General features: G+C 60.8%; 24 protein-coding genes and 1 riboswitch. Of the genes, 13 read left to right on the top strand and 11 right to left on the bottom strand.

All coding sequences use genetic code 11. The features are described 5' to 3' along the window. Window positions 1-10 precede the first annotated feature (10 nt). Window positions 11-553, bottom strand: coding sequence for an adenylyl-sulfate kinase (gene cysC / locus FQ705_RS10075; RefSeq protein WP_144140347.1), 543 nt, complete (start codon window positions 551-553; stop codon window positions 11-13). Window positions 554-670: 117 nt separating this feature from the next. Then, entirely contained in the window at window positions 671-1,795 is a 1,125-nt protein-coding gene (locus FQ705_RS10070; protein ID WP_144142298.1) for a branched-chain amino acid ABC transporter substrate-binding protein, read from the bottom strand. Between the two features lie 196 nt (window positions 1,796-1,991). Between FQ705_RS10070 and FQ705_RS10065 the strand changes: the two genes are divergently transcribed. The 3 genes from FQ705_RS10065 to FQ705_RS10055 all read left to right on the top strand — a co-directional run bounded on the left by FQ705_RS10065 (window position 1,992) and on the right by FQ705_RS10055 (window position 6,365). After that, window positions 1,992-3,077 (top strand): GlxA family transcriptional regulator, encoded by a 1,086-nt coding sequence (locus FQ705_RS10065; RefSeq protein ID WP_144140345.1) that lies wholly within the window; start codon window positions 1,992-1,994, stop codon window positions 3,075-3,077. Window positions 3,078-3,254: 177 nt separating this feature from the next. Then, window positions 3,255-4,247: an asparaginase gene (locus FQ705_RS10060; RefSeq protein WP_144140343.1), complete on the top strand. Its 993-nt coding sequence runs from the start codon at window positions 3,255-3,257 to the stop codon at window positions 4,245-4,247. Window positions 4,248-4,523: 276 nt separating this feature from the next. Then, window positions 4,524-6,365 carry an ATP-binding protein gene (locus FQ705_RS10055; protein WP_260854432.1) on the top strand — a complete coding sequence of 614 codons (1,842 nt, stop codon included), beginning with the start codon at window positions 4,524-4,526 and terminating at the stop codon, window positions 6,363-6,365. 27 nt (window positions 6,366-6,392) lie between these two features. Here FQ705_RS10055 and FQ705_RS10050 read toward each other — a convergent pair whose 3' ends face one another. From FQ705_RS10050 to FQ705_RS10035, 4 genes are all read right to left on the bottom strand, one after another. Next, window positions 6,393-7,805: a CHASE2 domain-containing protein gene (locus FQ705_RS10050; protein ID WP_260854431.1), complete on the bottom strand. Its 1,413-nt coding sequence runs from the start codon at window positions 7,803-7,805 to the stop codon at window positions 6,393-6,395. Between the two features lie 106 nt (window positions 7,806-7,911). Further along, window positions 7,912-8,529 carry an OmpA family protein gene (locus FQ705_RS10045; protein ID WP_144140338.1) on the bottom strand — a complete coding sequence of 206 codons (618 nt, stop codon included), beginning with the start codon at window positions 8,527-8,529 and terminating at the stop codon, window positions 7,912-7,914. Beyond that, window positions 8,526-8,993, bottom strand: coding sequence for a FecR domain-containing protein (locus FQ705_RS10040; RefSeq protein WP_144140336.1), 468 nt, complete (start codon window positions 8,991-8,993; stop codon window positions 8,526-8,528). Before FQ705_RS10040 ends, FQ705_RS10045 begins: the two co-directional genes overlap by 4 nt. A gap of 281 nt (window positions 8,994-9,274) precedes the next feature. Then, complete coding sequence (locus FQ705_RS10035) at window positions 9,275-10,057, bottom strand: hypothetical protein (RefSeq protein ID WP_144140334.1); 783 nt, start codon at window positions 10,055-10,057, stop codon at window positions 9,275-9,277. Between the two features lie 177 nt (window positions 10,058-10,234). Here FQ705_RS10035 and FQ705_RS10030 point away from each other — a divergent pair, with 177 nt between their 5' ends. Further along, the gene (locus FQ705_RS10030; protein ID WP_144140332.1) at window positions 10,235-10,579 is read left to right on the top strand and encodes a hypothetical protein; all 345 of its coding nucleotides are present in this window, start codon (window positions 10,235-10,237) and stop codon (window positions 10,577-10,579) included. Between the two features lie 240 nt (window positions 10,580-10,819). Here the strand turns inward: FQ705_RS10030 and FQ705_RS34335 are convergent, their stop codons facing one another. Next, window positions 10,820-11,098: an IclR family transcriptional regulator C-terminal domain-containing protein gene (locus tag FQ705_RS34335; RefSeq protein WP_260854430.1), complete on the bottom strand. Its 279-nt coding sequence runs from the start codon at window positions 11,096-11,098 to the stop codon at window positions 10,820-10,822. A gap of 560 nt (window positions 11,099-11,658) precedes the next feature. Here FQ705_RS34335 and FQ705_RS10020 point away from each other — a divergent pair. Next, window positions 11,659-13,782: a TonB-dependent receptor gene (locus FQ705_RS10020; RefSeq protein ID WP_144140330.1), complete on the top strand. Its 2,124-nt coding sequence runs from the start codon at window positions 11,659-11,661 to the stop codon at window positions 13,780-13,782. A gap of 67 nt (window positions 13,783-13,849) precedes the next feature. Continuing rightward, window positions 13,850-14,362 carry a hypothetical protein gene (locus FQ705_RS10015; RefSeq protein ID WP_144140329.1) on the top strand — a complete coding sequence of 171 codons (513 nt, stop codon included), beginning with the start codon at window positions 13,850-13,852 and terminating at the stop codon, window positions 14,360-14,362. A gap of 51 nt (window positions 14,363-14,413) precedes the next feature. Here FQ705_RS10015 and FQ705_RS10010 read toward each other — a convergent pair whose 3' ends face one another. From FQ705_RS10010 to FQ705_RS10000, 3 genes are all read right to left on the bottom strand, one after another. Beyond that, window positions 14,414-14,653 (bottom strand): hypothetical protein, encoded by a 240-nt coding sequence (locus FQ705_RS10010; RefSeq protein WP_144140327.1) that lies wholly within the window; start codon window positions 14,651-14,653, stop codon window positions 14,414-14,416. A 303-nt stretch (window positions 14,654-14,956) separates the two neighbouring features. Beyond that, window positions 14,957-16,165: a D-amino acid dehydrogenase gene (locus tag FQ705_RS10005; RefSeq protein ID WP_144140325.1), complete on the bottom strand. Its 1,209-nt coding sequence runs from the start codon at window positions 16,163-16,165 to the stop codon at window positions 14,957-14,959. Between the two features lie 175 nt (window positions 16,166-16,340). Then, window positions 16,341-16,434: riboswitch (glycine riboswitch) on the bottom strand. A 102-nt stretch (window positions 16,435-16,536) separates the two neighbouring features. Then, window positions 16,537-17,208 carry a TetR/AcrR family transcriptional regulator gene (locus tag FQ705_RS10000; protein ID WP_144140323.1) on the bottom strand — a complete coding sequence of 224 codons (672 nt, stop codon included), beginning with the start codon at window positions 17,206-17,208 and terminating at the stop codon, window positions 16,537-16,539. Window positions 17,209-17,356: 148 nt separating this feature from the next. Here FQ705_RS10000 and FQ705_RS09995 point away from each other — a divergent pair, with 148 nt between their 5' ends. Together FQ705_RS09995 and FQ705_RS09990 are read left to right on the top strand one after the other, a co-directional pair. Then, window positions 17,357-18,649 (top strand): NAD(P)/FAD-dependent oxidoreductase, encoded by a 1,293-nt coding sequence (locus tag FQ705_RS09995; RefSeq protein ID WP_144140321.1) that lies wholly within the window; start codon window positions 17,357-17,359, stop codon window positions 18,647-18,649. Between the two features lie 42 nt (window positions 18,650-18,691). Continuing rightward, window positions 18,692-19,081, top strand: a complete 390-nt coding sequence (locus FQ705_RS09990; protein ID WP_144140319.1) for a DUF3331 domain-containing protein — start codon at window positions 18,692-18,694, stop codon at window positions 19,079-19,081. Between the two features lie 86 nt (window positions 19,082-19,167). Here FQ705_RS09990 and FQ705_RS09985 read toward each other — a convergent pair whose 3' ends face one another. Then, window positions 19,168-20,130: a 2-hydroxyacid dehydrogenase gene (locus tag FQ705_RS09985; protein WP_144140317.1), complete on the bottom strand. Its 963-nt coding sequence runs from the start codon at window positions 20,128-20,130 to the stop codon at window positions 19,168-19,170. A 276-nt stretch (window positions 20,131-20,406) separates the two neighbouring features. Between FQ705_RS09985 and FQ705_RS09980 the strand changes: the two genes are divergently transcribed. From FQ705_RS09980 to FQ705_RS09960, 5 genes are all read left to right on the top strand, one after another. Continuing rightward, complete coding sequence (locus FQ705_RS09980; RefSeq protein WP_144140315.1) at window positions 20,407-21,165, top strand: SDR family oxidoreductase; 759 nt, start codon at window positions 20,407-20,409, stop codon at window positions 21,163-21,165. Between the two features lie 53 nt (window positions 21,166-21,218). Then, window positions 21,219-22,535 (top strand): MFS transporter, encoded by a 1,317-nt coding sequence (locus FQ705_RS09975; protein WP_144140313.1) that lies wholly within the window; start codon window positions 21,219-21,221, stop codon window positions 22,533-22,535. Window positions 22,536-22,560: 25 nt separating this feature from the next. Beyond that, window positions 22,561-22,953 (top strand): VOC family protein, encoded by a 393-nt coding sequence (locus FQ705_RS09970; RefSeq protein WP_144140311.1) that lies wholly within the window; start codon window positions 22,561-22,563, stop codon window positions 22,951-22,953. Between the two features lie 104 nt (window positions 22,954-23,057). Then, window positions 23,058-24,302 (top strand): citrate/2-methylcitrate synthase, encoded by a 1,245-nt coding sequence (locus tag FQ705_RS09965; protein ID WP_144140309.1) that lies wholly within the window; start codon window positions 23,058-23,060, stop codon window positions 24,300-24,302. A gap of 59 nt (window positions 24,303-24,361) precedes the next feature. Next, window positions 24,362-25,243: an MBL fold metallo-hydrolase gene (locus FQ705_RS09960; RefSeq protein WP_144140307.1), complete on the top strand. Its 882-nt coding sequence runs from the start codon at window positions 24,362-24,364 to the stop codon at window positions 25,241-25,243. Window positions 25,244-25,321 lie beyond the last annotated feature (78 nt).

The following is a 25,321-nucleotide window of genomic DNA, read 5'->3' as shown; positions in this document are numbered from 1 at the left end:
GTCCGACTTGTCAGGAGCCGTCATTCGCCATCCGCGTCCGACACCAGTCGAACGTCGCCTCGACACAGCTTTGCAACGACAGGCAACTCGTGTCGAACGATAACTCTGGATCGAGCGGCGCCTCGTACGGATCGCTGACACCGGTGAAGTTGGCGATTTGCCCGGCATGCGCGCGCAGATAGAGCCCTTTCGGATCGCGCGCCTCGCAAATGACGAGCGGAGTCGACAGATACACCTCGATGAAGCGCTCGTCACCGACGATGTCACGCGCCATCGTACGATCCGCGGCGAAGGGTGAGATCAGTGCGGCGATTGCGACCGTACCCGCGTCGTTCAACGCACGGCACCGTTGTGCCACCCGGCGAATGTTCTCGCTACGATCTTCGCGCGAAAACCCCAGATCGCGGCTTAGCGTACGGCGCACGACATCGCCGTCCAGCACCTCGCAGCACACGACTTGTCCGGTCAGCACGTCGGCCAGCGCGAATGCCAACGTGCTCTTGCCAGCCGCACTCAAGCCAGTCAACCAAAGGGTATAGGGAAAGCGCTTCAATTCAGGGACCTGGATAAGTGGCGAGCGCGTCTGCGCTGCTCGGCGTGTCGCCCAACCCGGACGCAGACTCGTTCCGATGGGCTGCATCGTACTACGCTCGCCGAAGGTCCGCTTCCGTCACTTAGCCACGACACCGAGTAGTTCCTGCTTGCCGCCCACGTACCTGTACAGCGAAATTACGCCATGCCGCAGATCGCCTTTCGAGTCGAACTGCGTTTCACCGAGCACACCGTGATAATCGGTTGCCGGCATGGCGGCCAGGATGCCGGCCGGGTCGGTGGATTGCGCGCGCTTCATCGCATCGACGATCACACCCACGGCGTCGTACGCGAACGGCGAGTTCAACACCGGTGCGTAACCGAAGCGCTTCTTGTATCGCTCGACGAAGGCGGGCCCGTCGGACATTTTTAGCAGCGGCGCGCCGGCAATCGAGCAGATCACGTTGTCGGCCGCATCGCCGGCTAGCTTCGCGAGATCGTCGGCACACAGACCGTCGCCGGCCAGCAGTTTCGCGGTGATGCCTAATTGCTTCGCCTGCTTCGCGAACGGGCCGCCCGTGCCGTCGAGGCCGCCGTACATGATTGCGTCCGGTTTTTCGCCCTTGATCTTCGTGAGAATCGCGCGGAAATCGACGGCCTTGTCGGTGCTGGCATCGTGCGACAGCACCGTGATGCCGTTCGCCTTCGCCTGCTTCTCGAACTCGACAGCGAGGCCCTGACCGTACGCGGTCGAATCGTCGACGATCGCCACCGTCCTGACCTTCAGCGTCTTCGCAGCGTAGTCGGCGAGCGTCGGCCCCTGCTGCGCGTCGGTGGCAACTACGCGATAGGCCGTTTTGAAACCCTGCAGCGTATAGGCCGGATTCGTCGCGGAGGGCGACACCTGCACGATGCCCGCATCGTTGTAGATCTTCGACGCGGGAATCGTCGACCCGGATTGCATGTGGCCGACCACTGCGACGACCTTGTCGTCCACCAGCTTCTGCGCGACCTGGGTCGCCTGACGCGGATCGCCCGCATCGTCCTGGGCGTCGAACACCAGCGTCACCTTCTTGCCGCCGATCACGAGACCCGCCTGGCTGATCTCCTCGATCGCAAGGCGCGCGCCGTTCTCGGTGTCCTTGCCCAGATAGGAAGCCGGCCCGGTCACGGGCGCAGCTTCGCCGATCTTCACGATCTCATCGGCATGGGCGACACCCATCGCAACGGCCGTGAATGCCCCCAGAATGCCGACGGCCGCCATGCCGCGACCCAATGCTGTGCTTGTGCTCATGCTTCACCCGATAAGTAGTTGTGGTAGCGGTGACCAATTTATGCAGCCAGAAAACGGCGGCATTGCATCGATCTGCCGGAAAATAGAAGAATTGCGGCAAGCGTGGCGAGCGCCCGGGCCTAGCACGTGACCGTATAATCGGTTCGACCAGCCCACGAGTTCGCGCATGCCGACTGCCGCCCCTTCTCCTGACGATTCGCAAGCGCGGGCGGCCCACGACCTCGTCGAACAACTCGACACACTGCCGCGTACGCCGCAAGCACGCCCGAGTCGTTCCGAAGCGGAGCTGAGCGTCGGTATCCTTTTATGGCCGCGCTTTCCGATGCTCTCGCTCGCGGGCTTGTGTGATGCACTGCGTCATGCGGCAGACCGCGGCGACCAGAGCCGCCAACTGCGTTGTCTATGGACCATCGTCGGCGCGCAGGGCGAATCGGTCGAAGCGAGCTGCGGCATTCCCGTGCAAGTGCAGTCCGCATTTCCAGACGTAGCGCAATTCGACTATCTGATCGTGATCGGCGGCCTGCTGCCGCATCTCGATCACGTCGACCGGCGCTATTGGGATTATCTGAAACAGGCCGCCGAAGCGGGCATTGCGCTCGTCGGCATGTGCACCGGCAGTTTCGTGCTGGCGCAAGCGGGTCTGATGGAAGATCGCGTCGCCTGCGTGCACAGCTTCCATTTCGACGATTACCGACGCATGTTTCCCGCCTTGCGCGTGCTGACGCACGCGGACTACCTGATCGACGGCAACCGCATCACCTGCGCGGGCGGCATTTCGGTCGTCGAACTGGCTGCCCGCCTGATCAGCCTGCACTGCGGGCCGGACCGCGCTTCCAAGGTCGTGCACCAGATGACGGTCAATCGCCAGGGTGGCTCATCGTTCGTCGAACGACGGGCGGCACTCGGCTATCTATCCGTCGACGATGCAACGGTGCGCCACGCCGTCCTGTTGATGGAAGAGAATCTCGAAGCACCGCTGAACATCGCGGTCATCGCCAAAATGATCGGCACCAGCGTGCGCAATCTCGAGCGGGCCTTCATGGCCGAAATGAATGCGTCGCCCAACGAGTTCTATCGGCGCATGCGACTGCGCTACGCGCGCTGGATGCTCGTCAACACCGCGCGCAAGATTACCGACATCGCCTACGAATGCGGATTCGCGGACTCCGCGCACTTCATCCGGGTATTCCGCGAGGCATACGGCGTCACGCCCGGCAAGCTGCGCGCGTCGCGAAACATTGCCTCGACCTGAACCTGCCAGACTCGCGCCCGACGCTTTCATCCCGCCTGCAACGCATCTGTCGCGTTTCTTCTACTTTCCCGCCAATCAGTTCAATTGCGCAGAGCCGGTGTCGCCGTACAGTGCCGTCGACGGGCTGTGCACGCAGCGCGCGGCCGCATTCCATTCACACACTCAGGCGAAGACCGCATGACAGCAAAGCCCAACATCGTGGTGATCGGCACCGGCGGCACGATTGCCGGCCAGGGCAAAGCCGCCGTGAACACGTCCGCTTACCTGTGCTCGGTGCTCGGCATCGACGAGATTCTCGACGCCATTCCCCACGCCTTCGCGCTGGCGAATCTGCGCGCCGAGCAATTGCTGCAAACCGGCTCCGAGAACTTCAATAACGACCATCTGCTCGTGATCGGCAAACGTGTCGCGGAACTGCTCGCACGGCAGGACGTGGACGGCGTGGTGGTCACGCATGGCACCGATACGATCGAGGAAACCGCCTACTTCCTGCACCTGACACTCAAGTCCAGCAAACCCGCGGTGGTGGTCGGCGCGATGCGGCCACCGTCGGCGATGAGCTCCGACGCAGCGCTCAATCTTTACGATGCGCTGGCGGTCGCGGCGCATCCGTCATCGCGCAGCATGGGCACGCTGGTCGTGGCCAACAACGAGATTCACAGCGCGCGCGACGTCGTGAAGAGCAACAGCTTCAAGCTCGAAGCGTTTCACTCGCCATATGGCGCACTCGGCTATGTGATCGAAGGCGAGCCGCGCTACTATCGGCGCCCGGCCCGCGCCCATACGCTCGACACACCGTGGTCGGTCGAGACGCTCGACGTCTTGCCGAAGGTCGACATCGTCTATGCGTATGGCGCGCTCGAAGCGCAGGCGGTCGAATCGATTGCCGCGAACGCACGCGGTCTGATCTATGCGGGTACCGGTAACGGCAACGTTGCCCGCCATCTCGTCGACATGCTGTGCAACGCGGCGCGGCGTGGCGTGCAGGTGGTACGTGCATCACGCACGGGCGCCGGCATCGTGTTACGCAACGGCGCGCAGCCCGACGACGATTACGGCTGGCTCACGGTCGACGATCAGGTTCCGCAGAAAGCCCGCCTGCTTTTGACACTGGCGCTCACCAGCAGCGCAGACAGGCGTGCGTTGCAAGCTGTATTCGAGCGGTACTGAGACGCGCTCGACTCCCCGCACTCCCGACCGGACTAACACATGGTGCGTGTCATCCACGGTGCACCCGCGTGTCGATGAAGTGGCCCGGCCGCAATGAGCAGACCATTTCAGATATTTTCACTTGTACATGACGCAAGAAAAAGCGATATTCAAAGAAGCTTCGTTGAGGTATTCCGGAGCGCCCATTACTTAACTGAAATACTGTCGAAGCGGTGGTCGGAGCGCGCGCAAATCTTTGGCCGCGGCTACCCGTGCCTGACCGAGGGGAGCCCATCAGTGGCAGTGTTCATTTCATCGGATAGAAGCAGCGAGCCCGCCTTCCTCGCGCGACTTTGGCTAGGCGGCTGCATCGCACTGAGCGTCATCACGTGGATCTGTCTAAGCTTGCAATTCAGCCTGTCGACCACTGGCTTCTGCATGCTCGTCGTGATTGTTTTCTTGTCGCTGCTCGACAGCTTTGTTTCATCCGCCATTTTCTCGGTCGCAGGCGCACTACTCCTTAATTTCTTTTTTACACCACCGATCTATAGCTTTGCGGTCCAGAAGGTCCAGGACTTTTTCCCACTGGCCGCATTTCTTGCGGCGTCACTCTCCGTGACAGCGCTTGTCAGACGAATCCGCGACGCCGAACACATTCAGCGCGAACAGGCTCTGCTCCTCGACCTCACTCACGACGCCGTCTCCGTTCGCAATCGCAGCGAAGTCATTGCTTACTGGAACCATTCGGCTGAAGCACTGTACGGGTGGCGCCGGGCCGAGGCGCTCGGTCAAGCGGCTGACGTGCTGCTCAAGACCACGTTCCCGATTCCCCGCGATGCAATCCAACAACAGCTGGAACAGGATGGCTACTGGGAAGGCGAACTGAGTCACACAAAGCGCGATGGCACGGAGGTCATCGTCGCCAGTCGGTGGACGTTGCAGCGCGACAGCCGCGGCGAGCCGCTCGCCACACTGCAAACCGACAGCGACATCACCGAGCGCAAGCGGGCGGAAGACAGCCTGAAGAAAAGTCAGGCGCTATATCTGGCCGAAGCACAGAAGCTCAGCCGCACGGGTAGTTTCGGGTGGAATATCGATACTGGCGAGCTGTTTCTGTCCGAAGAAGCGCTGCGCATCTTCGAATACGACGCGACGCTTACCCCTACGCTAGATGACGCCCGACAACGCGTGCATCCCGAGGACATGCCTACATTCGACCGTATGGTGTCGGACGTCAACGGCGTGTCCGACCGATTCGATATCGAGCATCGTCTCCTTTTGCCGGATGGCCGCGTCAGGCACCTGCATGTCGTCGCCCGTCGCGCTGAAGGACATGCCGACAAACGGCACTTTTTCGGCGCCGTCATGGACATCACTCAGGCGAGGCTGATCGAGGCACAGCTTTACGAAACGCAAAACGATCTGGCGCGTGCGAGTCGTGTCGCGGCACTGGGCGAGTTGAGCGCGTCTATTGCACACGAAGTGGGTCAGCCGCTTGCCGCCATCGTCATGAATGGCGAGGCCTGTTCGCGATGGCTGCGCCGGAGTCCCCCGGACCTGAGCGAGGTGGAAGGATGCGTAGCACGGATAACCGCCGAAGGAAAACGCGCGGGCGAGATCGTCCAGCGCGTCAGGCGGATGGTGAAAGGTGCCGCGCTAGATCTGGCCGCCGTTTCGATCAACGACCTGGTCGATGAGGTCCTTACGCTCATTCGTGCGGAAGCGAAGCGTCACGGTTGCATCGTCGTGCTTCACCTGACACCCGAAGTCACGGTCGTCGACGGTGACCGCGTGCAACTCCAGCAAGTCCTGATCAACCTCATTATGAATAGCCTGCAATCGATGGCCACGCTTGCAGGCGAGCACCGGCTCCATATCACTTCGTCACTGGACCTCGAAGGTCACGTGCTGCTATCGCTGGCCGACAACGGGCCCGGAATCAGCGAAGAACATTTGCCGCGTCTTTTCGATGCATTCTTCACGACGCGCAGTGCAGGCATGGGAATGGGACTGGCGATCTGCAACTCCATCGTCGGCAAGCACGGTGGACGAATATGGGCCGCCAACAATCCGGATGGTGGCGCCACCTTCACGTTCAAGCTGCCCTTGGCGCGCGCGTCGGTTTCCGTACCGTCGTAAAACACGGTCGCTCTCCAGAGCGCTACCTCATGGGCTTGATGATTTGCCACTGCGATCGCTAGCGTCCTGATCCCTCTGCGCGATCACGGCATCTGCTTTCTTCTGTTCTTCGACGCGCAACGACGGCGAAAAGAAGCAGCCCATCACCGCGGACAGGATAATGAAAATCGCAGCCGCATCGACCAGCAATCCGAAATGCACAAAAATATAAAAACAGCATAGAAGATTGAGCAGGTGCAGAGAGAGGCCCAGTAAAGCAGTCGCTTTGGGGACTTTCCGTATCAGTGCCGCAAGCCGCGAATGAGTGCGGGGCACATACCAGATGATCGCTGACCCGAACATCAGGATAAAAGCGCTCTCCGCCCATTTGAGCCAGGTAGGACGGCGCAGGAAGCGTCCCTCGAAGATCGTCTCGATCACCTGAGCCTGAATTTCGATGCCGGGCACCAACTCTCCCAGCGGCGTCGTGCGCATGTCGGTCACGCCGGCGCCGGTCAACCCGACCAGCACCAGTTTGTTGCGGATACGTTCGGGATCGGCCTTTCCTTCCAGAATATCGCGCGCGGACAGGTAGCGGCCCAAGGTCGATCGAATCGACGCGAAATGCAGCCAGATATCGCCGCCGGGTTGCGTCGGCACGAGCACGTCCGCGACACCGACTGCCTGCATGCCGGAGGTATCGGCGAACACATCGATCGCCGATGACCCCGTGGCGAAGCGCAGCATTTCCATCGGCAAGCCGGGCACCAGTTTGTCGCCCAACCCCATGACAACGGGAATGCGCCGCACCACGCCCTGTTCCAGCGACACGCTGAGCATCGCCTGACCGTGCGCCGCCGCCTGCAACTCCGGCAGGCTGGCGAGTACATAGTCGAACCGCTGCACGCGACCTAGCGGATCGCTCCCGTGCACCAGAATCGGCGCACTACGCATATCGGTGCTGGTATTGAACGCGGCATGATCGAAGGCCGCGGCGCCCAGAATCGTCGGCGCCGCGCGCAACGATCTGGCGAGAATGGCTTCATGACTGGGCAGTGCTCGCAAGCCGGCGGCGAGCGCCGCCGAGCTTTTGGGCAGATTGGCGGCCACCTTGTCGGGCGAGGTCTGATCGGGTTCCGGCATATAAATGTCGAGGCCGATGGCCAGTGGCTTTTGCGCCGCGATGAGATCGATCAGATGCGCGAGTTGATTGCGCGGCCAGGGCCATTGACCGACAGTCGCCAGTGTTTCGTCATCGATCTCGACGATGGTCACCGGCTGGGCGGTGGGAATGCGTGGAAAGCGACGCTCATACTGATCGAACAGCAGCTGGCGGGCGCCTCTGAAGGAATCCGGCAGCGCCGCGTCGAGCGCGGCCACGAAGGCCGGGCGCGACAGGTTGCCCGGCCACTCGCTGCACAGGTTGAGGAAACTCAGGCCGACCAGTATCAGGAGCGCCATGGGACGACCTTGCATCGCTCTCAACAGCGTCCTGGTCCTGGCAGGCCAGCGGTTGTCATAGCGCTTCATCGAGGCAAAGGCCATGCAGCGTCGATAACGGCGTGACTCATTGAACGGTGATGACCACGCGTCGGTTCATGCGATTGGGCACACCGTCTGCCGTTTGAACGAGAGGTTCACGCTTGCCCCTGGCGGCAATCTCGATCTCCCGGGCCGGAATGCCGGCCTTGACCAGAAACGCCGAAACTGTTTTCGCCCGTTGCATGGACAACTTGTCGTCATAGTCCTGAGCGCCGGCCAGATCGGTGTGGCCGACCACCACGAGTTCGGGCGCGGGCCACGTCGCCAGCACGGCTTTCAGTTTCCTGACGGTCTCGGACGACTCCGGTGCCAGTTCGGTGGCCGAGTCGAAGAGAAAGAACAAAGTAAATGTCATGGGGCGTGGCGGCCGGGCAGCGAGTAGTTCGCCATAGCGGGCCTGCACGACGGACTGGCTATCCATCGTCTTTTCTATCGCGCCGCTCCCGCTGACATCGACGCCCGCGTAGGCCTTATCGATCGTCTGCTCGCCGGTGGCACTATGGACAATCACCTTGCCGACCTTCCCCTGCGGATCAGGCAGCAGAATGATTCTGTCCGGCGGTGTGCTGCAACCGGCCACGAGGGCCAGCACGCCGAGCGCCGCGCCGCATGCCGGCCAACGGCTTCGGATCAGCGCGTTCAATGTCCACCCTCCCCTTTTTCGCCGACTTCGATGATGAACTCGGTGCCCCGTACGCCCAGCGTCGTGGTCGGCGTGCTGAAACGGACGGCATCCGGATTGGCCTTCGCCAGCTTGCCGGAAATCACCGCGAGGGAGCCACGTTTGACGGTCGCGTCGAGCACGCCGTCGTGGGTCGTGGTGTCGAATGCGAACTTGTTGAGTTCGAGAATGGTGTTGGCGCCGGCCGAGAGTTGGGTGTTGTCGCGCAATGTGATCCCTACGGAGGATTGCGCGCCGGTCACGATGCGATCGCTGCCATACACTTCGCTGCCGATCGCCGCACCCGAGTTGCCGCCACTGCGCTCTATCTGCACCGCGCCCTTGACGGTTTTGACGACACCCGCTGGATCGGCGGCCAACGCGTTGCAGGCCGTCCCGCATCCGCAAGCAAGAATCAACGCGTACTGGATGGCTTGAAGACGCATCGGTGGCACCTGATGGCGTAAGCGCAACGTGCCGCGGAACAGCGCGGCGCCTGGCATGCGGTAATGACCGTTCTGCGGCACGCGAGAGCGTATACCGCCGCGCTCGATGACTCTGTGCGCTTGCCCGCATAACGGCATCGGATGTCTTTTCGGCAGCCGGCTTGCCCTGCGGTACCATCGGTTCAGCACTCGATGGCGAGAAGCGAAAATCTCCCTCCGTCTCCTGAGGATCGTCAACGGGCATGACAGGCGGCGCTCGTAGCGCCGAAGCCCGACGTCCCTCAGACAGATTCGCGCAGCTTCAGCGCAAATCGCCGGTACAGCCAGCACGAGCAGGCCGATCCTGCGACCAGACCGACTACGGTGAACAATGACTGAACGATCGCCACGACGTAGGCGACGGTCACGGTATCCAGCGACCGAAACGCAACACGGGCCAGCAACAGGAGGCCGATCGCGCAGATTCCCACCGGCAAACCCGTCAGTAAATGTGACAGCGCGATGCGCCAGAAGTGACCCCGCGTATCTTTCCATGCGGCCCGCCATTTCATGTCCCCGCCGATCGCGACGTGACAAAACAGCAGACTGAACCGCGTGAAGACGAAGATGCATAGGAAAACGATAATCGCCCCGAGCAGCAACGCTTCAAACCAGACCGCGTGACGCAAGCCCAAGGCGCGAAATGCAACGGTACCGCCGCCGATCAGCACTACCCCGACTGCGACGAGTGCAAGCATCAGCATGGCACTTACCCGGAAGTAGCGTCGAAACTCCTTGCCGAACATGGAAGACAGGCGAAGCTCCGGTTCCCCAAGCATGATCTGCTGCATGACGGTCACAGAAAGCGCGACCATGACCACCGACCTGGCCAGCAATGTGACTGACGGCAGTAGGCGCGATGCGTGAACGGCGGAACCGTCCAGATGATTCAGCGTAATCGGCAGGGTATTGGCGACCAGCAATGCCGTCGCGGCAATCGCGACCCAGGTCGGCCGGCGCGAGATAATTTTCCATGCATCGACCCATGCGTCGCGCGCGCAGCGCCAGAACGTTGCTGTCTCCATGCTTCCCCCGGTTGACACTCACCGTGCGTTTATAGAAATGATGGCAGCATACTGCCTCATTCCGATCGCTTATGACAACCGGAGTTAATCATCTCGGATCTCGTCGACACGCTAAAATTTTAAATCGGGCCTCAGAAATCATTTTTCCCGTATCGATCGGCCCGGAATACCTTCGCGATGAAAAACCGCTACCTGGCGTTCACCGGCGGTGAGTCGACCGAGTGGTATCGGGTTTATCAGGCTCAACGGATTTTTTCGCCGAAGTCCACTTATACGCCTCAATATCGCAAGCGAAGCAAGCCGCAGGCGTCGCTCGACCTCGTCGTGAGCGGGAAATATTGTTTGACGCCCGGCGACATACGCGCAGCGATTCCTGCGCGTTTTCAGGGGCAAGGAAAGTTGAAGGACATGCTTGGTCTATTCGCGCCGACCGGCGAGAAACTGAATAACTCCACCCTGTTCTTCCTGACCGACGACAAAGCCTGCCTGAAGTCGGTTTCGTTTTGGGCCGCCGGCGCTTAGAGCCGGTCAAGCCATTCATCGACACAGAGAGAGACAACGCACGGTCATCTCTCTTTCGCTCGAGCCACGCTGCCCTATTGAGGGTGGCAGGCAAAAACGAAATCGTAAAACTCGAACCTGGCGTCTCCTCTTGTTCTGGAAAGGGTGGTCCTGATTTTTCAGCCACCTTCGTGCATTTAATTCGCCACACTTAGTACTCCGCTCAAAATACCCAGTGAAATTCCATTTGACCGGGTCTCATTACCGCGCGACTGCCGTCGCGTGTCCGGCGCCGTGCGTAACCTGTTTGAGCACAGGCGACACTCCGTTTGCATCGGACAATTCAGTAGCTGTCGACATAAGTGCGGGCACCAACTCCTTCATCCGTTCTTCGGTCAGGCGAGACATTGGACCCGCGATGATCAGAATCGCCCGCACGTCACCGTTGCCGGCGCGCACCGGCGTAGCCATGGAACTCATGGCGAGCAAGAACATGTCCTGAGTCGTGGCATAGCCATTCTTGCGCGCAAGCTCGACCATAGGTAACAGTGCCCTGAACGTGGTCGGCGCGCGCGGACCGAACTCCCGACGGCATGCCAAAGCCCCGCTGGGACACAAGTCGCACCGCTTCTTCTTCGCTCTTGCCCGCGAGCCAGATCATGCCTGCCGCGCTGCAGGAGAGCGTGACGGGGCGCCCCATTTCCGGCTCGTAGCGAATGCCTTGCCGTGCATCTTGCTCCTTGGCCACGTAAATCAACTGCTCACCGTCGACGATAGCTAGCCGGATCAATTGTCCCGATGTCGTGGCAAGTCGTTCGAGAATCGGCTGAGCGACGTCCACCACGCCGCCGGCGCTTAGAAAGCGCAAACCCAGCGACGCGCCCCGATGGCGCGACTCGATTCAACGTAGGTCCGTTTTATTGGAAAGTCTTTCCAAAACGCAAAAATTTTTCAAAACCGCGTGTTCCGACGGATCGATCAAACATTTTGCATTTTCAGTGTTATGTTATAACATTCGTCGTGCGTCGACTTCAGCTGCCGCGGTTTGCCCTAACGCTTTCCACACATCAAATTCGTATAACTAACAAATAACTAACAAAATGAGAACTCACCACCGTATCGGTCACGCGGCGCTGCTGTCGTTCACGCTCGTGGCGCGCGCCCATGCTGCCTCTGCCGACAGCGCCGACAGTCCCGTCAACGACATCGTCATCGATGCGATACAGGTCAACGCCCGACGTCTCGATCACGCACGCAACGATCTGCAGCCGGAAACGGGCAGTAGCGTCTACCGTTTTAGCCAGAGCGACATCGACACGCTGCCGGCCGGTCAGGACACGCCGCTCAACCAGGTCTTATTGCAGGCGCCGGGCGTCGCGAGCGACTCGTACGGTCAATTGCACGTGCGCGGCGATCACGCCAATCTGCAGTACCGGATCAACGGCGTCATCATTCCCGAGCCGATCAGCGGATTTGGGCAGTCGCTCGACAGTCGCATCATCGACCAGTTGAACCTGCTCACCGGCGCACTTCCCGCGCAATATGGATATCGCACCGCCGGCATCGTCGATATCCGAACCAGATCGGGCGATGCCGGTAACGGCGGTTCTATCGACGTATTCGGCGGCAGCCACCAAACCATCAAGACGAGTGCCGACGTATTCGGAAGCCAGGGTCCCTTCAGCTATTACTTCAGCGGCTCGCTCGGCGAAAACAATCTGGGCATTGAAAACCCCACCGCGAGCGCCAGTCCGATACACGATCACACGCGTCAGGGCGACGCGTTCGGCTATATGTCGTACATCATCGATCCCCGCACACGCGTGAGCCTGATGTTCGGCACGACCAGCAATCAGTTCGAGATTCCGAACACGCCTGGCCTGTCCACGGCATTCACGCTGAACGGCAACAATAGCTTCGATTCGAGTCAGCTCAACGAGACGCAGTCGGAACTCAACCAGTTTGCCGTGGTGGCGCTGCAAGGGACCAACGGCGCCGCACTCGACTATCAACTGGCCGTTTTCACGCGCTATTCGCGCACACAGTTCAATCCCGACCCGGTCGGCGATCTGCTATTCAACGGGGTTGCCGCCAGTGATTTTCATAGCGACAGTGCCAATGGCGTGCAACTGGACACGACCTACCGACTCAATGAAAAACACACGATCCGCGCCGGCATTCTGTTCCAGCAGGAACACGCGGTATTCGACAATAACCTCGCGGTGTTTCCCGTCGATGAAAACGGCGACCAGACCTCCGATCAGCCCATCAACGTGGCCGACGCAAGCAGCAAGACCGGTTATCTCTACAGCGCGTACGTGCAGGACGAGTGGCAACTCACCGACAAGCTGACCATCAACTATGGTCTGCGTTACGACAAGATGGACCAGTACGTCAGCGCCAGTCAACTCAGCCCGCGCATCGGCCTCGTTTATGCCTTGACGTCATCTACGACGGTGCACGCCGGTTACGCGCGCTACTTCACGCCACCCGCCTTCGAACTCGTATCGAACAACGACATCGCGCGATTTGCCGGGACCACGGCACAAGTCTCCGGGCAAAACGATCCGGTTCAGCCTGAGCGCAGCCACTACTTCGATCTGGGTGTAACGCAGCGGCTAAGCTCGGCCGTTACAGTGGGGCTCGACGCCTACTACAAGAAATCGACCAACCTGCTCGACGAAGGACAGTTCGGCACGGCGCTGATCTTCACGCCCTTCAACTATCAGTATGGCCGCACCTACGGCGTCGAGTTCACGGCGAACTACAAGCAGGACAATGTGTCGGCTTATATGAACGTTGCTTTCAGCCGCGCGCAAGGCAAAAATATCGACTCGGCGCAGTTCAATTTCGGCGCGGACGAACTGGCCTTCATCAGCAATCACTTTGTTTTTCTCGATCACGATCAACGCGTGACGGCCTCGTTCGGCGGCGCGTATGAACTCGGCCGTACTACCTTCACGTTCGATGGCATAGTCGGCAGCGGCCTTCGCAGCGGGTTCGCCAATACCGATCGCCTACCCGTCTATACCCAGGTCAATTTGGGAGTCATTCATCACTTTAATTTCGGCAATCCGTTGATCGGCAAATTCGACACACGCCTGCTGCTGATCAATGCCTTCAACCGTGTGTACGAGTTGCGCGACGGCTCGGGTATCGGTGTAGGCGCGCCGCAGTACGGCCCTCATCTCGCGGTCTACGCCGGCATCTCCAAGAGGTTTTGATGTGTAATAAGATCGCTGCTGCAAAAAAACAGATCGATAAAACTACCGCGCAAAGGGCCTAATCTTTATGAAAGCTGTCATTTCCATTGCAGTCGCCATGCTCTCGATTAGCAGTGCCTTCGCCACGCCGACAGTGGGAGAACTCGGCTTAGGCGCCAACGGAAAAGCCGCTCTCGGCATAAACGGCGCAAACGGCGCAAACGGCGGCCAGGATGGCGGCAAGGACCAAAGGCGTGAGGAGTTGTCGGTTGCGGTAGTGGATACATCGGGTCCGGTTGCCGGAGCCAAATGTATTCTCGCCAACGACAAAGGCGAATGGTCCGTCAGCGCGCCCGATACCGTGATGGTTCGCCGGTCGGCGTCGGCACTCAAAGGCCGTTGCGAAAAGGAAGGTTACGCAGCAACGGAAAGCACCGTCGAAGCCACCACGATCAAGATCGAACCCAGGCACTTCCGCTTCGGCACGGATGCCGGCGGCGACGGCGGAGATGACGAAAGCTCGCTAGTCACCGTGCCGCAATACTCGCCGTCGATCGTCATCGCGCTGAACGCAAAGGGCGGCCCTCAGACAACGAACTGAGATAGCCGCGCGTTACGTTAGCTAATTGGCCGCAAGTGTGAACCGCAGCCCTTATGCCCGTCCAGCTTCGTGCCAGTCGTCGATCGCCGTGCGCGCTTTATGCTCCAGCGCGCTGATCGCCATCAAAGGATCGATTTTGGCCCGCGGAATCGATAACTCGACGCCTTCGGGCGCGCCTTTATTCGTATCACCGTCGGTGCGTTCAATAAGGGCATGACAGATCCATTGAACGTCAAGCTCGTCCGCCATGGCATGGGCCGTCACCTGAAAGCCGCGATGTTCGAAAGCCACAAAAACTCCTGAGATATTTTGAAAAGGATATTCCTCGCTGAACGACTACGCGAGGAAAGTGGGAAGTCGCGTGAGCGCGCAACGCGCTGCGTCGGAGCAGCGAGTTCACACGCGCCGCTCTTTCACTTTGCTGTCGTTGCGAATACAGAAGCACTACGATGAAGCCGCCGGATGAGGAATCCGGCGTCGCATCGACCAGTACGACGGCTCGTCGCGGCGCCCATTGTCCGAGATGCCGTGCTTGGCGTCACGCTTCATTCCAGCAAATATGATTGTCGCGAACGGGAATAATCAGCCGGACAACTACAGTGCGCTAGCCACCGCTTGCGCAGTAGCCGCGGACAACGTCCAACCCAAATGTCCATGCCCGGTGTTGTAGAACACACCGCGTCGCTTGCCGCGTCCCACCTTCGGCAACATGCTCGGCAACATCGGCCGTAAGCCCGCCCAGGGAATCACTCGCGACGTGCAGACCTCAGGGAAATGCCGGCGTGTCCAATCCACTAGCGGAGCAATCCGGTCCGCGCGGATGTCCCGATTGAAGCCGTTGATTTCCGCTGTCCCCGCCACGCGGAAACGGTCCGCGCCGAGACGGCTCGTCACGATCTTCGCGCTGTCGTCGAGCAGGCTAACCCACGGTGCGCGCTGTTGACTGAGTTCGTCGTCGAGACATACCGTGATCGAATAGCCTTTCACCGGATAGATGTTCACATGGTCGCCCAGCATGGCTGCAAAGTCGCGACTCTTCACGCCCGCGCAGACGACGATCCGTTCGAAGGCAAAAGCCTGTCCTTCGCCTTCGAGATTGACCGTCAAGGTGAATTTTCCGTCGGCGGGTTGCTCGATTGCGGTGATCTCCGCGTCGTAGTGGAATTCGACGCCGTGGCGCGTGCAAGCGTCAGCGAGTCCGCGGGTGAACTTGTGAATGTCGCCGGTCGAATCGGAAGGCGTGAAGAAGCCGCCGCAGAAATCGCCCTGCAGCGCGGGCTCGATGCCATGCAATTCGCTTGCCGTCACCGGATTGCGATCGAGGCCGCCCTCGCGCAACAGCGCGTTCACCTTGCTCGCGGCGTCGAATTCCTTCTGGGTTTTGTAAATGTGCAGAATGCCTCGCCGCTCCAGATCGAAGTCGATGCCTTCACTCTCGGCAAGCGAAAAAAGATGCTCGCGCGCAGCAATGGCGAGGCGCACGGTTTCCACGGTATTGGCGCGGTAATGCGGAATCTGCCTGAGGAATTCGCCCATCCACGAGTACTTGTGCAAGGACGGCATGGGATTGAGCAGCAGCGGAGCGTTACGCGTGAGCATCCAGCGCAGGCCTTTCAGGACCGTGGCGGCACTATTCCAGACTTCGGCATTGCTCGCGGACAACTGCCCGCCGTTGGCGAACGAAGTCTCCATCGCCGCATAGCGATGGCGCTCGAACACGGTGACATGGTGGCCGCGTTGTGCAAGGGCGTGGGCAGTCGTGACGCCGGTAATGCCGGCGCCGATGATGGCGATTCGTGACATGACATGGTCCAGAGTAGTTGAGGATCACCGGTGTCGATTTCTTGTCGAAACCGGCCTCGATGCCCCATCTGTCCATGTACCTGAGAGTTTCTTCTCCGCGCCAACCGGCAATATGCAAGCCGTCCAGGCAGAGAATCCCCTTCGGTGGGCGCGCACGGCGCCGCTCTCCAGATGTTCCTGCTGCGCGGTCCTTTTGCCTGAGAGTTTCCGGGGCGGTTGCTCCGTCGGCGTCGTCGCGAACTTCTGACGATCTCTCCCGCGCTGCGTTGCAGAACGGGTCGAGAATACCGTTCAAAAATTTTCGCCGCAAGTGTTTCCTGCAATGCGCGAGTCGCGCGGGAAGCACACTTTCACCCAGTGCCGCTCGACGTTTATCCCAGCATTGCCAGCGCACTGGTCAGCACCGCCTGCTTGAATGCTTTGGGCCGGCCGGGCAATGACGACAGCGGACTCATCACATGACTATACGAAACCGTCTTGCTGATGCCGTTGACGAGCAACATGAACATGACTTGCGGATCTTGCCGTGGGAGGGCACCCGCATCGATCGCGTCGGCGAGCAACGGCACGAACGCATCGTGGAACGGCCGCACCAGACGCTCGATCAGCACGTCGAGGCGCTCGCCGGTTTCCGTTGCGGCCGTCGAAAAAAACATACCGACGTCCGGATTGGAGAACACCTGATCGATAAACGCGGAAATCGCGCTCTCGACGCGCGCTCGCGGTCCGAGCGTCGCAGCTGCGCGCAACGCAACCGTCCTGTCGATCATTGCCGCGGCTTCGTCGGCAATCTGATCCACCACGGCGATCCATAACGCTTCTTTCGAGCCATAGTGATGCGCGACAAGCGCAGGATCGACGCCCGACGCGCGGGCGATTTCACGCACGCTGGTCGCCTCGTAACCGCTCTTCGCGAACGCTCCGCGTGCGCTACGAAGCAAGGCATCCGCGCCGCCGGCGTCGCTGCACGCCGGCCGCCCGCGCGGCCGACGCGGCGTGGCGGACGGGGTAACGTGCTCGATCTTCTCGTTGGTGGGCTTCATCGGCGACTGTGATTGGTGTTCAGGGAAAGCCTGGAATTTTAACCGGCGCTCAGGCGACTTCGCCGCTAACGATCGTCGCGGGCGATTTGACACCGGCCCGGCGAGCCCTTAGTATCGCATTAATTCATCACTCGTAGAATATTCGTCAATGCCTAAGGCCCCCCGGATCGTCATCGTTGGCGGCGGCATCGCTGGACTTCTGCTCGCAACGAGGCTGGGCAACACGCTCGGCCGCAGCGGCCGCGCTCAGGTCAGTTTGATCGACAGGAGCGCGACACATGTCTGGAAGCCCATGTTGCACACCATCGCCGCAGGCACACGCGATGTGCAGCAACAGCAGGTCATCTATCTCGCCCACGCACGCGACCACGGCTTCGATTACCAGCCTGGAGAAATGGAAGGACTGGATCGGAGTGCGCGCGTCGTCAAGCTGGCTGAACTGCGCGCGCCGTCAGGCGAAGTCGTGATCGGTCCGCGCATGGTCGAATACGATGTACTCGTCTTCGCATTGGGCAGCCACGCCAACGATTTCGGCACGCCGGGTGTGCTCGACCATTGCCATTTCATCGACAGTCAGGCGCAGGCCGAAATTTTCAATGAAGCACTGCGTATCCGCATATTTCAAAGCGTCGTCACGAATAGTCCGTTACGTGTGTCGATTGTCGGCGCAGGCGCGACCGGCGTGGAACTGGCAGCGGAACTGAGCCGCCTGCTCGAAGTGGCGTCGGGTTATGGCGACCCTGAGATACGCTCGCGTCTGAGCCTCACGCTTTATGAAAGCGGACCACGCATCCTCGCTGCATTTCCGCCGACGGTGTCGCAATCCAGCGAAGCCCAACTTCGGCAGATCGGCTTTACAGTGCGAACGGATACGCGCGTCACCGCGGCCGAAGCGGACGGACTTCGACTCGGCGACGGCAGCAAGCAGCCGGCGGATTTGATGGTGTGGGCAGCGGGCGTCAAAGCGCCGGCGTTTCTCGGCATGCTCGACGGTATTGCGACCAACCGGTCCAATCAGATCAACGTCAGATCGACTCTCCAGGCGCAGGACGACGACCGTATCTTCGCGCTCGGCGACTGTTCGACGCTCACGCTCCCCGGCCATGAGCGCCCTCTAGCACCCACCGCGCAGGTTGCCACGCAACAGGCCCAATTTCTGGCGAAACACATGCCGGCATGGATCGACGGTGGCGCGCTGCCCGACTTTGCATTTCACGACTTCGGCGCGCTCGTATCGTTGAGCGACTACAACGCGTTCGGCACGCTCGGTCAGTTCGGCTTCTTCCGCGGCGGGTTTATCAAAGGCCGTTTTGCGCAACTCAGCCACGCCATGCTCTACCGGCAGCATCAGCAGGCGCTGCACGGTTTCGCAAAGGCCACTCTGCTGTGGACCGCGGAGCGTATCAACGGCTTCGTTCAGCCCAAAATACGGCTGAGTTGAAGGCTCACCACTCTTAACCGGAGGCCTGCCATGGAGCAGTGCATGACGGAGAACAACGCATGGCGGCGTACAGTCGGACAGCTCGATGCCGGATGCGCACATCAATTGACGGCGCGTGTCAGGCACATTGTCGACACGCATGAGTCGAGCCGCCTTTCGAACAGCAGCGGCGCCGTGGTCGTCGCGTTGCTCGATCGAGTCAGTCCGCGAACCGTCACGGTCTCGTGGAGCGACCCTCAAGGCTGCAATTACGGCGAGCAGGTTTGGCGGGTCGCTTCAGCCAAACGCCCCGGGGTCTGCGCATTGAGCGGACAGACGATCGCCACGGGCGATGCAATCTATCGCCCCACCAAGGTCGAGCCACCGCCGAACAATGCAAAAGCCATGATGCTCGCGACTGCCATCGAGCACGCCATCGCCGATCGACTCTGAAAGCGGGCTCACGGGCCGGATGTCGCGTATCGGGCACGCTCGCCGCGCGCTTCTTCTATCGCGCGGCGAGACGCCCTGGTCGAACTTCAAACCGGATTCAAAGCCGGTCGCCCGTCGAGCACGGCGGCGACATTGTCCAGCGCCGTGAAACCCATCTGGTCGCGCGTTTCCATCGTGGCGCTCGCCATATGAGGCGTCAGGAACACGTTGTCGAGTTCAGCGAAGCGCTTGTCGACATTCGGCTCGTTTCGATACACGTCCAGACCCGCACTGAACAGTTTCCCCGAGGTGAGCGCCTGATAAAGCGCATCTTCGTCCACCAGTCCACCGCGCGCCGCGTTGACAAAAACCGCGCCCGTCGGCAACAGTCCGAACTCCTTTTTCGTCATCAACGGCACGCCGCCGCCCGGCACGTGCAGCGAAAGCACCTGGCTATGCGGCAGCATTTCCTCGAGGCTTGCGTAAAACGTCGCGCCATTCTCCAGCGACGCAGTCGCACGCTGGACATCCGTATAAATCACGCGCATACCGAAACCTTGGGCCCGCTTCGCCACCGCGCGTCCAATGCGCCCGAATCCGACGATGCCGAGCGTCTTGCCGTTCACGCGCGTGCCGAGCATCTCGGTCATGCCGAACGATTTGCCCCACCCGTTGCGCATGATCCGTTCGTATTCCGATGCGCGGCGGCAGGCCGCCAGCACCAGCAGCATGGCGAAATCGGCGGTGCATTCGGTTAGTGCATCGGGCGCGTTCGTCACGACAATGCCTCGTTCGCGCGCCGCCGCGACATCCATGTGATCGAAGCCCGCGCTTGCATTAGCGATGATCTTGAGCGTCGGCGGCAACGCCGCGATGTGCTCCGCCTGCAAACCGGACTTCTTCCCGATCAGGACCGCCGGCATCTCGTGCTTCTTGCAGAAATCGACGACGGACCACGCGTCCATGTCCGCATCGGTCACGAAAGCATGGAACTCGGCTTCGGCTCGACTCGCGATAGCAGTGGGGACCTTTCGCGCAATCAGAAGCCGGGTGCGATTGTTTTGCGACATGATTTTTCCTTGGGTGAGCAGACGTCGAGAGACTACGAAAGTGCCCACCCGCGCGTCAATGTTGATTGGATGAATCAACTCCTCGGCCGTGATGCGCCCCCCAATCGCCCCGGCGCCTGCCGCACCTTGCCACCGCTCGCAAACACATCAGGAAAACCCTGGTGCAGGCCCGCCTGCAAAGCCCTCTGATGTTGATTCAACGAATCAAGCTTGCTCAACGCCTGAGGCGAATGCAACTCTCCTTACATGTTCAATTGATTGTCGAGAGGAAGGAATATGCCTGCATCGAAAAAATACGCAGCGGTTACCGGCGCCGGCTCCGGCATTGGCCAGGCCGCCGCCGTGGCGCTCGCCAAGGCCGGCTTCACGGTGGCGCTGATCGGACGCAGAGCCGAACCGTTGCTGGAGACGAAGGAGACCATCGGTAGGGCAGACGGCGAAGCGCTTGTCGTTCAGGCCGACGTAGCCAACGCAGCATCGGTCGAGCAGGCATTTGCGAAGATCGCCGATGCATTCGGCCGGCTCGACGTGCTCTTCAACAACGCGGGCCGAAATGCGGGGGCCGTGCCCCTCGAAGACTACGAAGTCGATTTCTGGAACGATGTAGTGGCCACCAATCTGACCGGTGTCTTCCTGTGCGCGCGGTCCGCCTATCGTTTGATGAAAGCGCAAACGCCGCAAGGTGGACGCATCATCAACAATGGCTCGATCTCCGCGCATTCGCCGAGACCGCACACCATCGCTTATTCGGCGACCAAACACGCTGTCACCGGCATCACCAGATCGATTGCGCTCGACGGCCGCGCATTCAACATCGCCTGCAGCCAGATCGATATCGGCAATGCGGCCACCTCGCTCACGGAGCGCATGAACCGCGGCGTCATGCAGGCCGACGGCAGCATGGCGCCCGAAGCAAGAATGGACGTGACGCACGTGGCGAACGCGGTCGTCCACATGGCCGATCTGCCGCTCGAAGCCAATATTCTCAACATGACGATCATGGCGACTGCCATGCCGTTCGTCGGTCGCGGATAAGTCGTCCTTACGCCAAATAATAAAAACCACTGGCTAATGTTATGGAGACAACGATGAAAGTCGTAGAGGAACAAACATTGTCGGCGAGAACCCCGGCTTACGCGGACACCACCAAGCGCTCCAGGGTGCGGTATGTCGTGCTCTCGATGTTGCTGATGGCGACCGTTCTCAACTACGTGGACCGGTCGGCGCTGGGCATCGTGGCGCCGGGTCTCTCGAAGGGACTCGCGCTCAACAAGATGCAAATGGGCGAGTTGTTCGCCGCGTTCGGCCTGGCGTATTCGATCGCGCTCGTGCCCGGCGGGGTGCTGACCGATGTGCTCGGTTCACGTCTCGCTTACGCGTTGTCTCTCGTCGGGTGGTCGTTCGCCACGCTGACCCAGGGATTCGCCACCGGCTATCACATGCTGCTCGGATCGCGTCTCTCGATCGGCGCGCTGGAGGCGCCGGCCTTCCCGTCGAACGCGCGAGCCGTGACATTGTGGTTTCCCGCCAGGGAACGCGGCTTCGCGACCAGCGTGTATGTGATGGGGCAATACATCGGTACACCTCTCTTCACGGGCCTGTTGCTGTGGATCTCCGCGGCCTACGGGTGGCGCACTGTCTTTTACGTGACCGGCGGCTTCGGCATTCTGTTCAGTCTGCTCTGGTATCGGGTTTATCGCGACCCGCTTCAGCATCCGGGCGTGAATGCCGCTGAACTGCAGTACATCAACGAAGGAGCGGCGCCGACCCGCAAGCCACGCACCAGGTTCGATTGGCGCACTGCCCTCAAGCTGCTCAGCTACCGCCAGGTCATTGCGATCTGCATCGGCAAGTTCTGCAATAACACGCTACTGGTGTTCTTCACCACGTGGTTCATGACCTATCTGATCGAAGCACGGCATATGTCGATGATCAAGGTCGGGATTTTCCAGGCACTGCCCTTTATCGGCGCGACGCTCGGCATTCTGATCGCCGGCTTCCTCTCGGACTTTTTCATCCGGCGCGGCGTCTCACTTTCCACTGCACGCAAAGCGCCGCTGATCATCGGCACGTTGCTCGGCGCATCGATCATGCTCGTCAATTTCGTCGAGTCGAACGAGGTGGTGATCATCATCCTGACGATTGCGTTCTTCGCACAGGGCGTCGGTTCGATGTCGTGGGCCGCCGTTTCCGAAATCGCGCCGCGGCAGTACGTGGGGCTGACCAGCAGCATCACGAGCCTCGCGGCCAACATCGCGGGCGTGACCACGCCGCTCATGATCGGCTATATCACCCAGCACACGGGCCACTTCTACTGGGCCCTCAATCTGATGGGCGCGATCTGTCTGCTCGGCACGCTCGCGTATTCCGTGCTGCTGGGCAAGCTCTCGCGCATTGAACTGTGACACGCTCTTTATCCGGAGGAATCGAATGATCGAATTCAAATGGGATCATCTGCAATTGTGCTCGGCGGACGCCGAAGCCACCGCGGCATGGTTCGCACGCTGTCTGAATGCTGAAGTGGTGCGTCGTCCGGGGCGAGTGGATTTGCGCATCGGCAGCATCAATCTTTTCATCACGTCGTTGGCGAATGCGCAGAGCGGACGGTCCGCTCATGGGGAGCGCCGGCAAGGCATCGACCATTTCGGCGTGGTAGTGGACGATCTGGACGCCGCGTTCGCGCACCTGTCGCGGTGCGACGCGGAAATCGTCGAGGCGATCAAGCAGGTTCGCCCTGGGGTGAGGGCCTGCTTCGTGCGCTCGCCGGGCGACATCCTCGTCGAAATTCTGGAGCGGCGGCCGGCGGAGATGACTTTTACCTGAAACAGCGGCAGAATCGACTGTGAAGCAGTCGCGCCCCAACCTGAGGCGCGGTCTGCCGGTGGCCCCCGGCCCTCTGTCCTCCTGCCTTTGCTCGCCGCCATCTCATGCGAAACTGGATCACTCTGACTGAAGCGGCGCGGCAACTCGGCGTGCGAGCGCAAACTGTCTACGCTTACGTCAGTCGCGGCAATATCGCCGTGATGCCCGATCCGGATGATCCGCGCAAGAGCCTCTATCGTGCCGAAGACGTCGCCGCCCTATGCCGCAAGAAACAGGTGGGGCGCAAACGCGAGGCACTCGCCGCGGGCACGATATTCGGTGCGGAGCCCTGCATTTACAGCGGTATCACCACCTTCTCGAAAGGCCGGCCTTATTACCGGGGACGCGACAGTATCCGGCTTTCGGAGACGGCGACACTCGAAGACGTAGCGGCCATTCTCTGGAATGCCCGCACACCCGTATCGTTCGACATGGGCGACGCTGCATTGCAGGGCGACGAGCGCGGCAGGCAATGCGCGTTCACCTCGCTTGCCGCGCTCGCTGCTTGCGGACACTCCACACTCGGACGCACCGATAGCGCGCTGCACGTCGAAGCCGGCCGACTCGTGGCGCTCATCGCCCAGGCATTCGGCGCGCAACGCGATTCGACTACCTCATGGACGCATGAGCGGCTCGCGCTCGGCTGGGGCCAGGACCGCCAGGGCGCCGAACTGATCCGTAAAGCGATGGTGCTTGTGGCCGACCACGAGATCACGAGTTCGGCGTTCGCCGCGAGGATCACCGCTTCGACGGGTGCGTCGTTGCCGGGGTGCCTGCTCTCGGGACTCGCCACTTTATCCGGGCCTTTGCATGGCGATGCATCGGGCCGCGTGCGGGCGGTGTTCGACGATGTGAGTCGACTCGGCGCCGAGCACGTCGTCGCTCACCACCTGCAGTCGGCCATTCCCATTCCGGGCTTTGGACATCATCTGTATCCGGACGGCGATCCGCGCGCCGCCGCTTTACTCGCCGTGCTCGATCCGCCTCGGGAACTCACGTCGTTTATCGACAAGGTGGTCGAGCTAACCGGCCTTAAGCCGAATATCGATGTTGCGCTCGCTGCTCTCGCCGCGCAGTTGACCCTGCCGCGCGATGCGTCGTTCGCGCTGTTCGCGACGGCACGTAGCGTCGGGCTGTTCGCGCATTGCATCGAGCAACTCCGCGTGGGCAAGGTGATCCGGCCACGCGGCCGCTATACCGGCGGTGCGCTTGAAGACGCGAGCCCCACGCTACCCGCGGACGAAGCCGAGAAGACACTCGATCCCGTCACGCTCGACAAAAACCGGCTGTTCAAGGCAGTGGGTAGTTGAGAATAGCGTTCACCCACTGATACCAGTCCCTGGCGTGTTCGGCAAAAGGAACGACTGCAATGACTACCGGCAAATTCATCGTGGAAGGATTCTTCGATCCTGTCACCTCGACCATCAGCTATCTGCTGCTGGATCCTCATACGCGCCAATGCGCGCTGATCGATAGCGTACTCGACTACGATCCGAAGTCCGGCCACACGCAAACGGCGTCGGCGGATCGGCTGGCCGCACGCGTCGAAGCATTGGACGCGCGCGTGCAGTGGTTGCTCGAAACCCATGTACACGCCGACCATCTATCCGCCGCGCCATATCTCAAGGAACGGCTAGGCGGACGCATCGCGATCGGCGATCAGGTAACGCAAGTGCAGAAGGTGTTCGGCAAACTATTCAACGCAGGCGATCAGTTCGCCACCGACGGCTCGCAATTCGACCACCTGTTCGCAGACGGCGAGCTCTTCGCGGTTGGGCAACTGCAAGTGCGTGTCATGCACACGCCGGGGCACACGCCCGCGTGTTCGACCTACATCGTCAGCGAAGGGGACGATCACGCGGCGTTCGTCGGCGACACGCTCTTCATGCCCGACTATGGCACAGCGCGCTGCGACTTCCCGGGCGGCGATGCGTCTACGCTATACCGCTCGATCCAGCGCGTCCTGAGTCTGCCACCGCAGACCCGCCTGTACATGTGCCATGACTATCGACCGGGCGGCCGTGAAGTGCAGTACACGAGTTCGGTGGCAGATGAACGTGCGCACAACATTCATCTACGCGAGGGCACGACCGAGCACAGCTTTGTCGCGATGCGCCAGGCGCGCGACGTGACGCTCGATATGCCCGTGCTGATGTTGCCTTCCGTGCAGGTGAATATGCGAGGCGGCCGCCTGCCCGAGCCCGAAAGCAACGGTGTGTCGTACATCAGGATTCCGGTGAATGCGCTTTAACGGGCCGTCGCACCGATAGCGATCGCCCGTCGCTTCTTCGCTGGCGGTGTCGAAGGTTTGCAGTGGGCCCGACATGGG

It is taken from the genome of Paraburkholderia sp. BCC1884 (assembly GCF_900996225.1).
Taxonomy (GTDB): Bacteria; Pseudomonadota; Gammaproteobacteria; order Burkholderiales; family Burkholderiaceae; genus Paraburkholderia.
The sequence above is the reverse complement of the archived record's forward strand: the minus strand, read 5'-3'. Positions and strand labels throughout refer to the sequence as shown.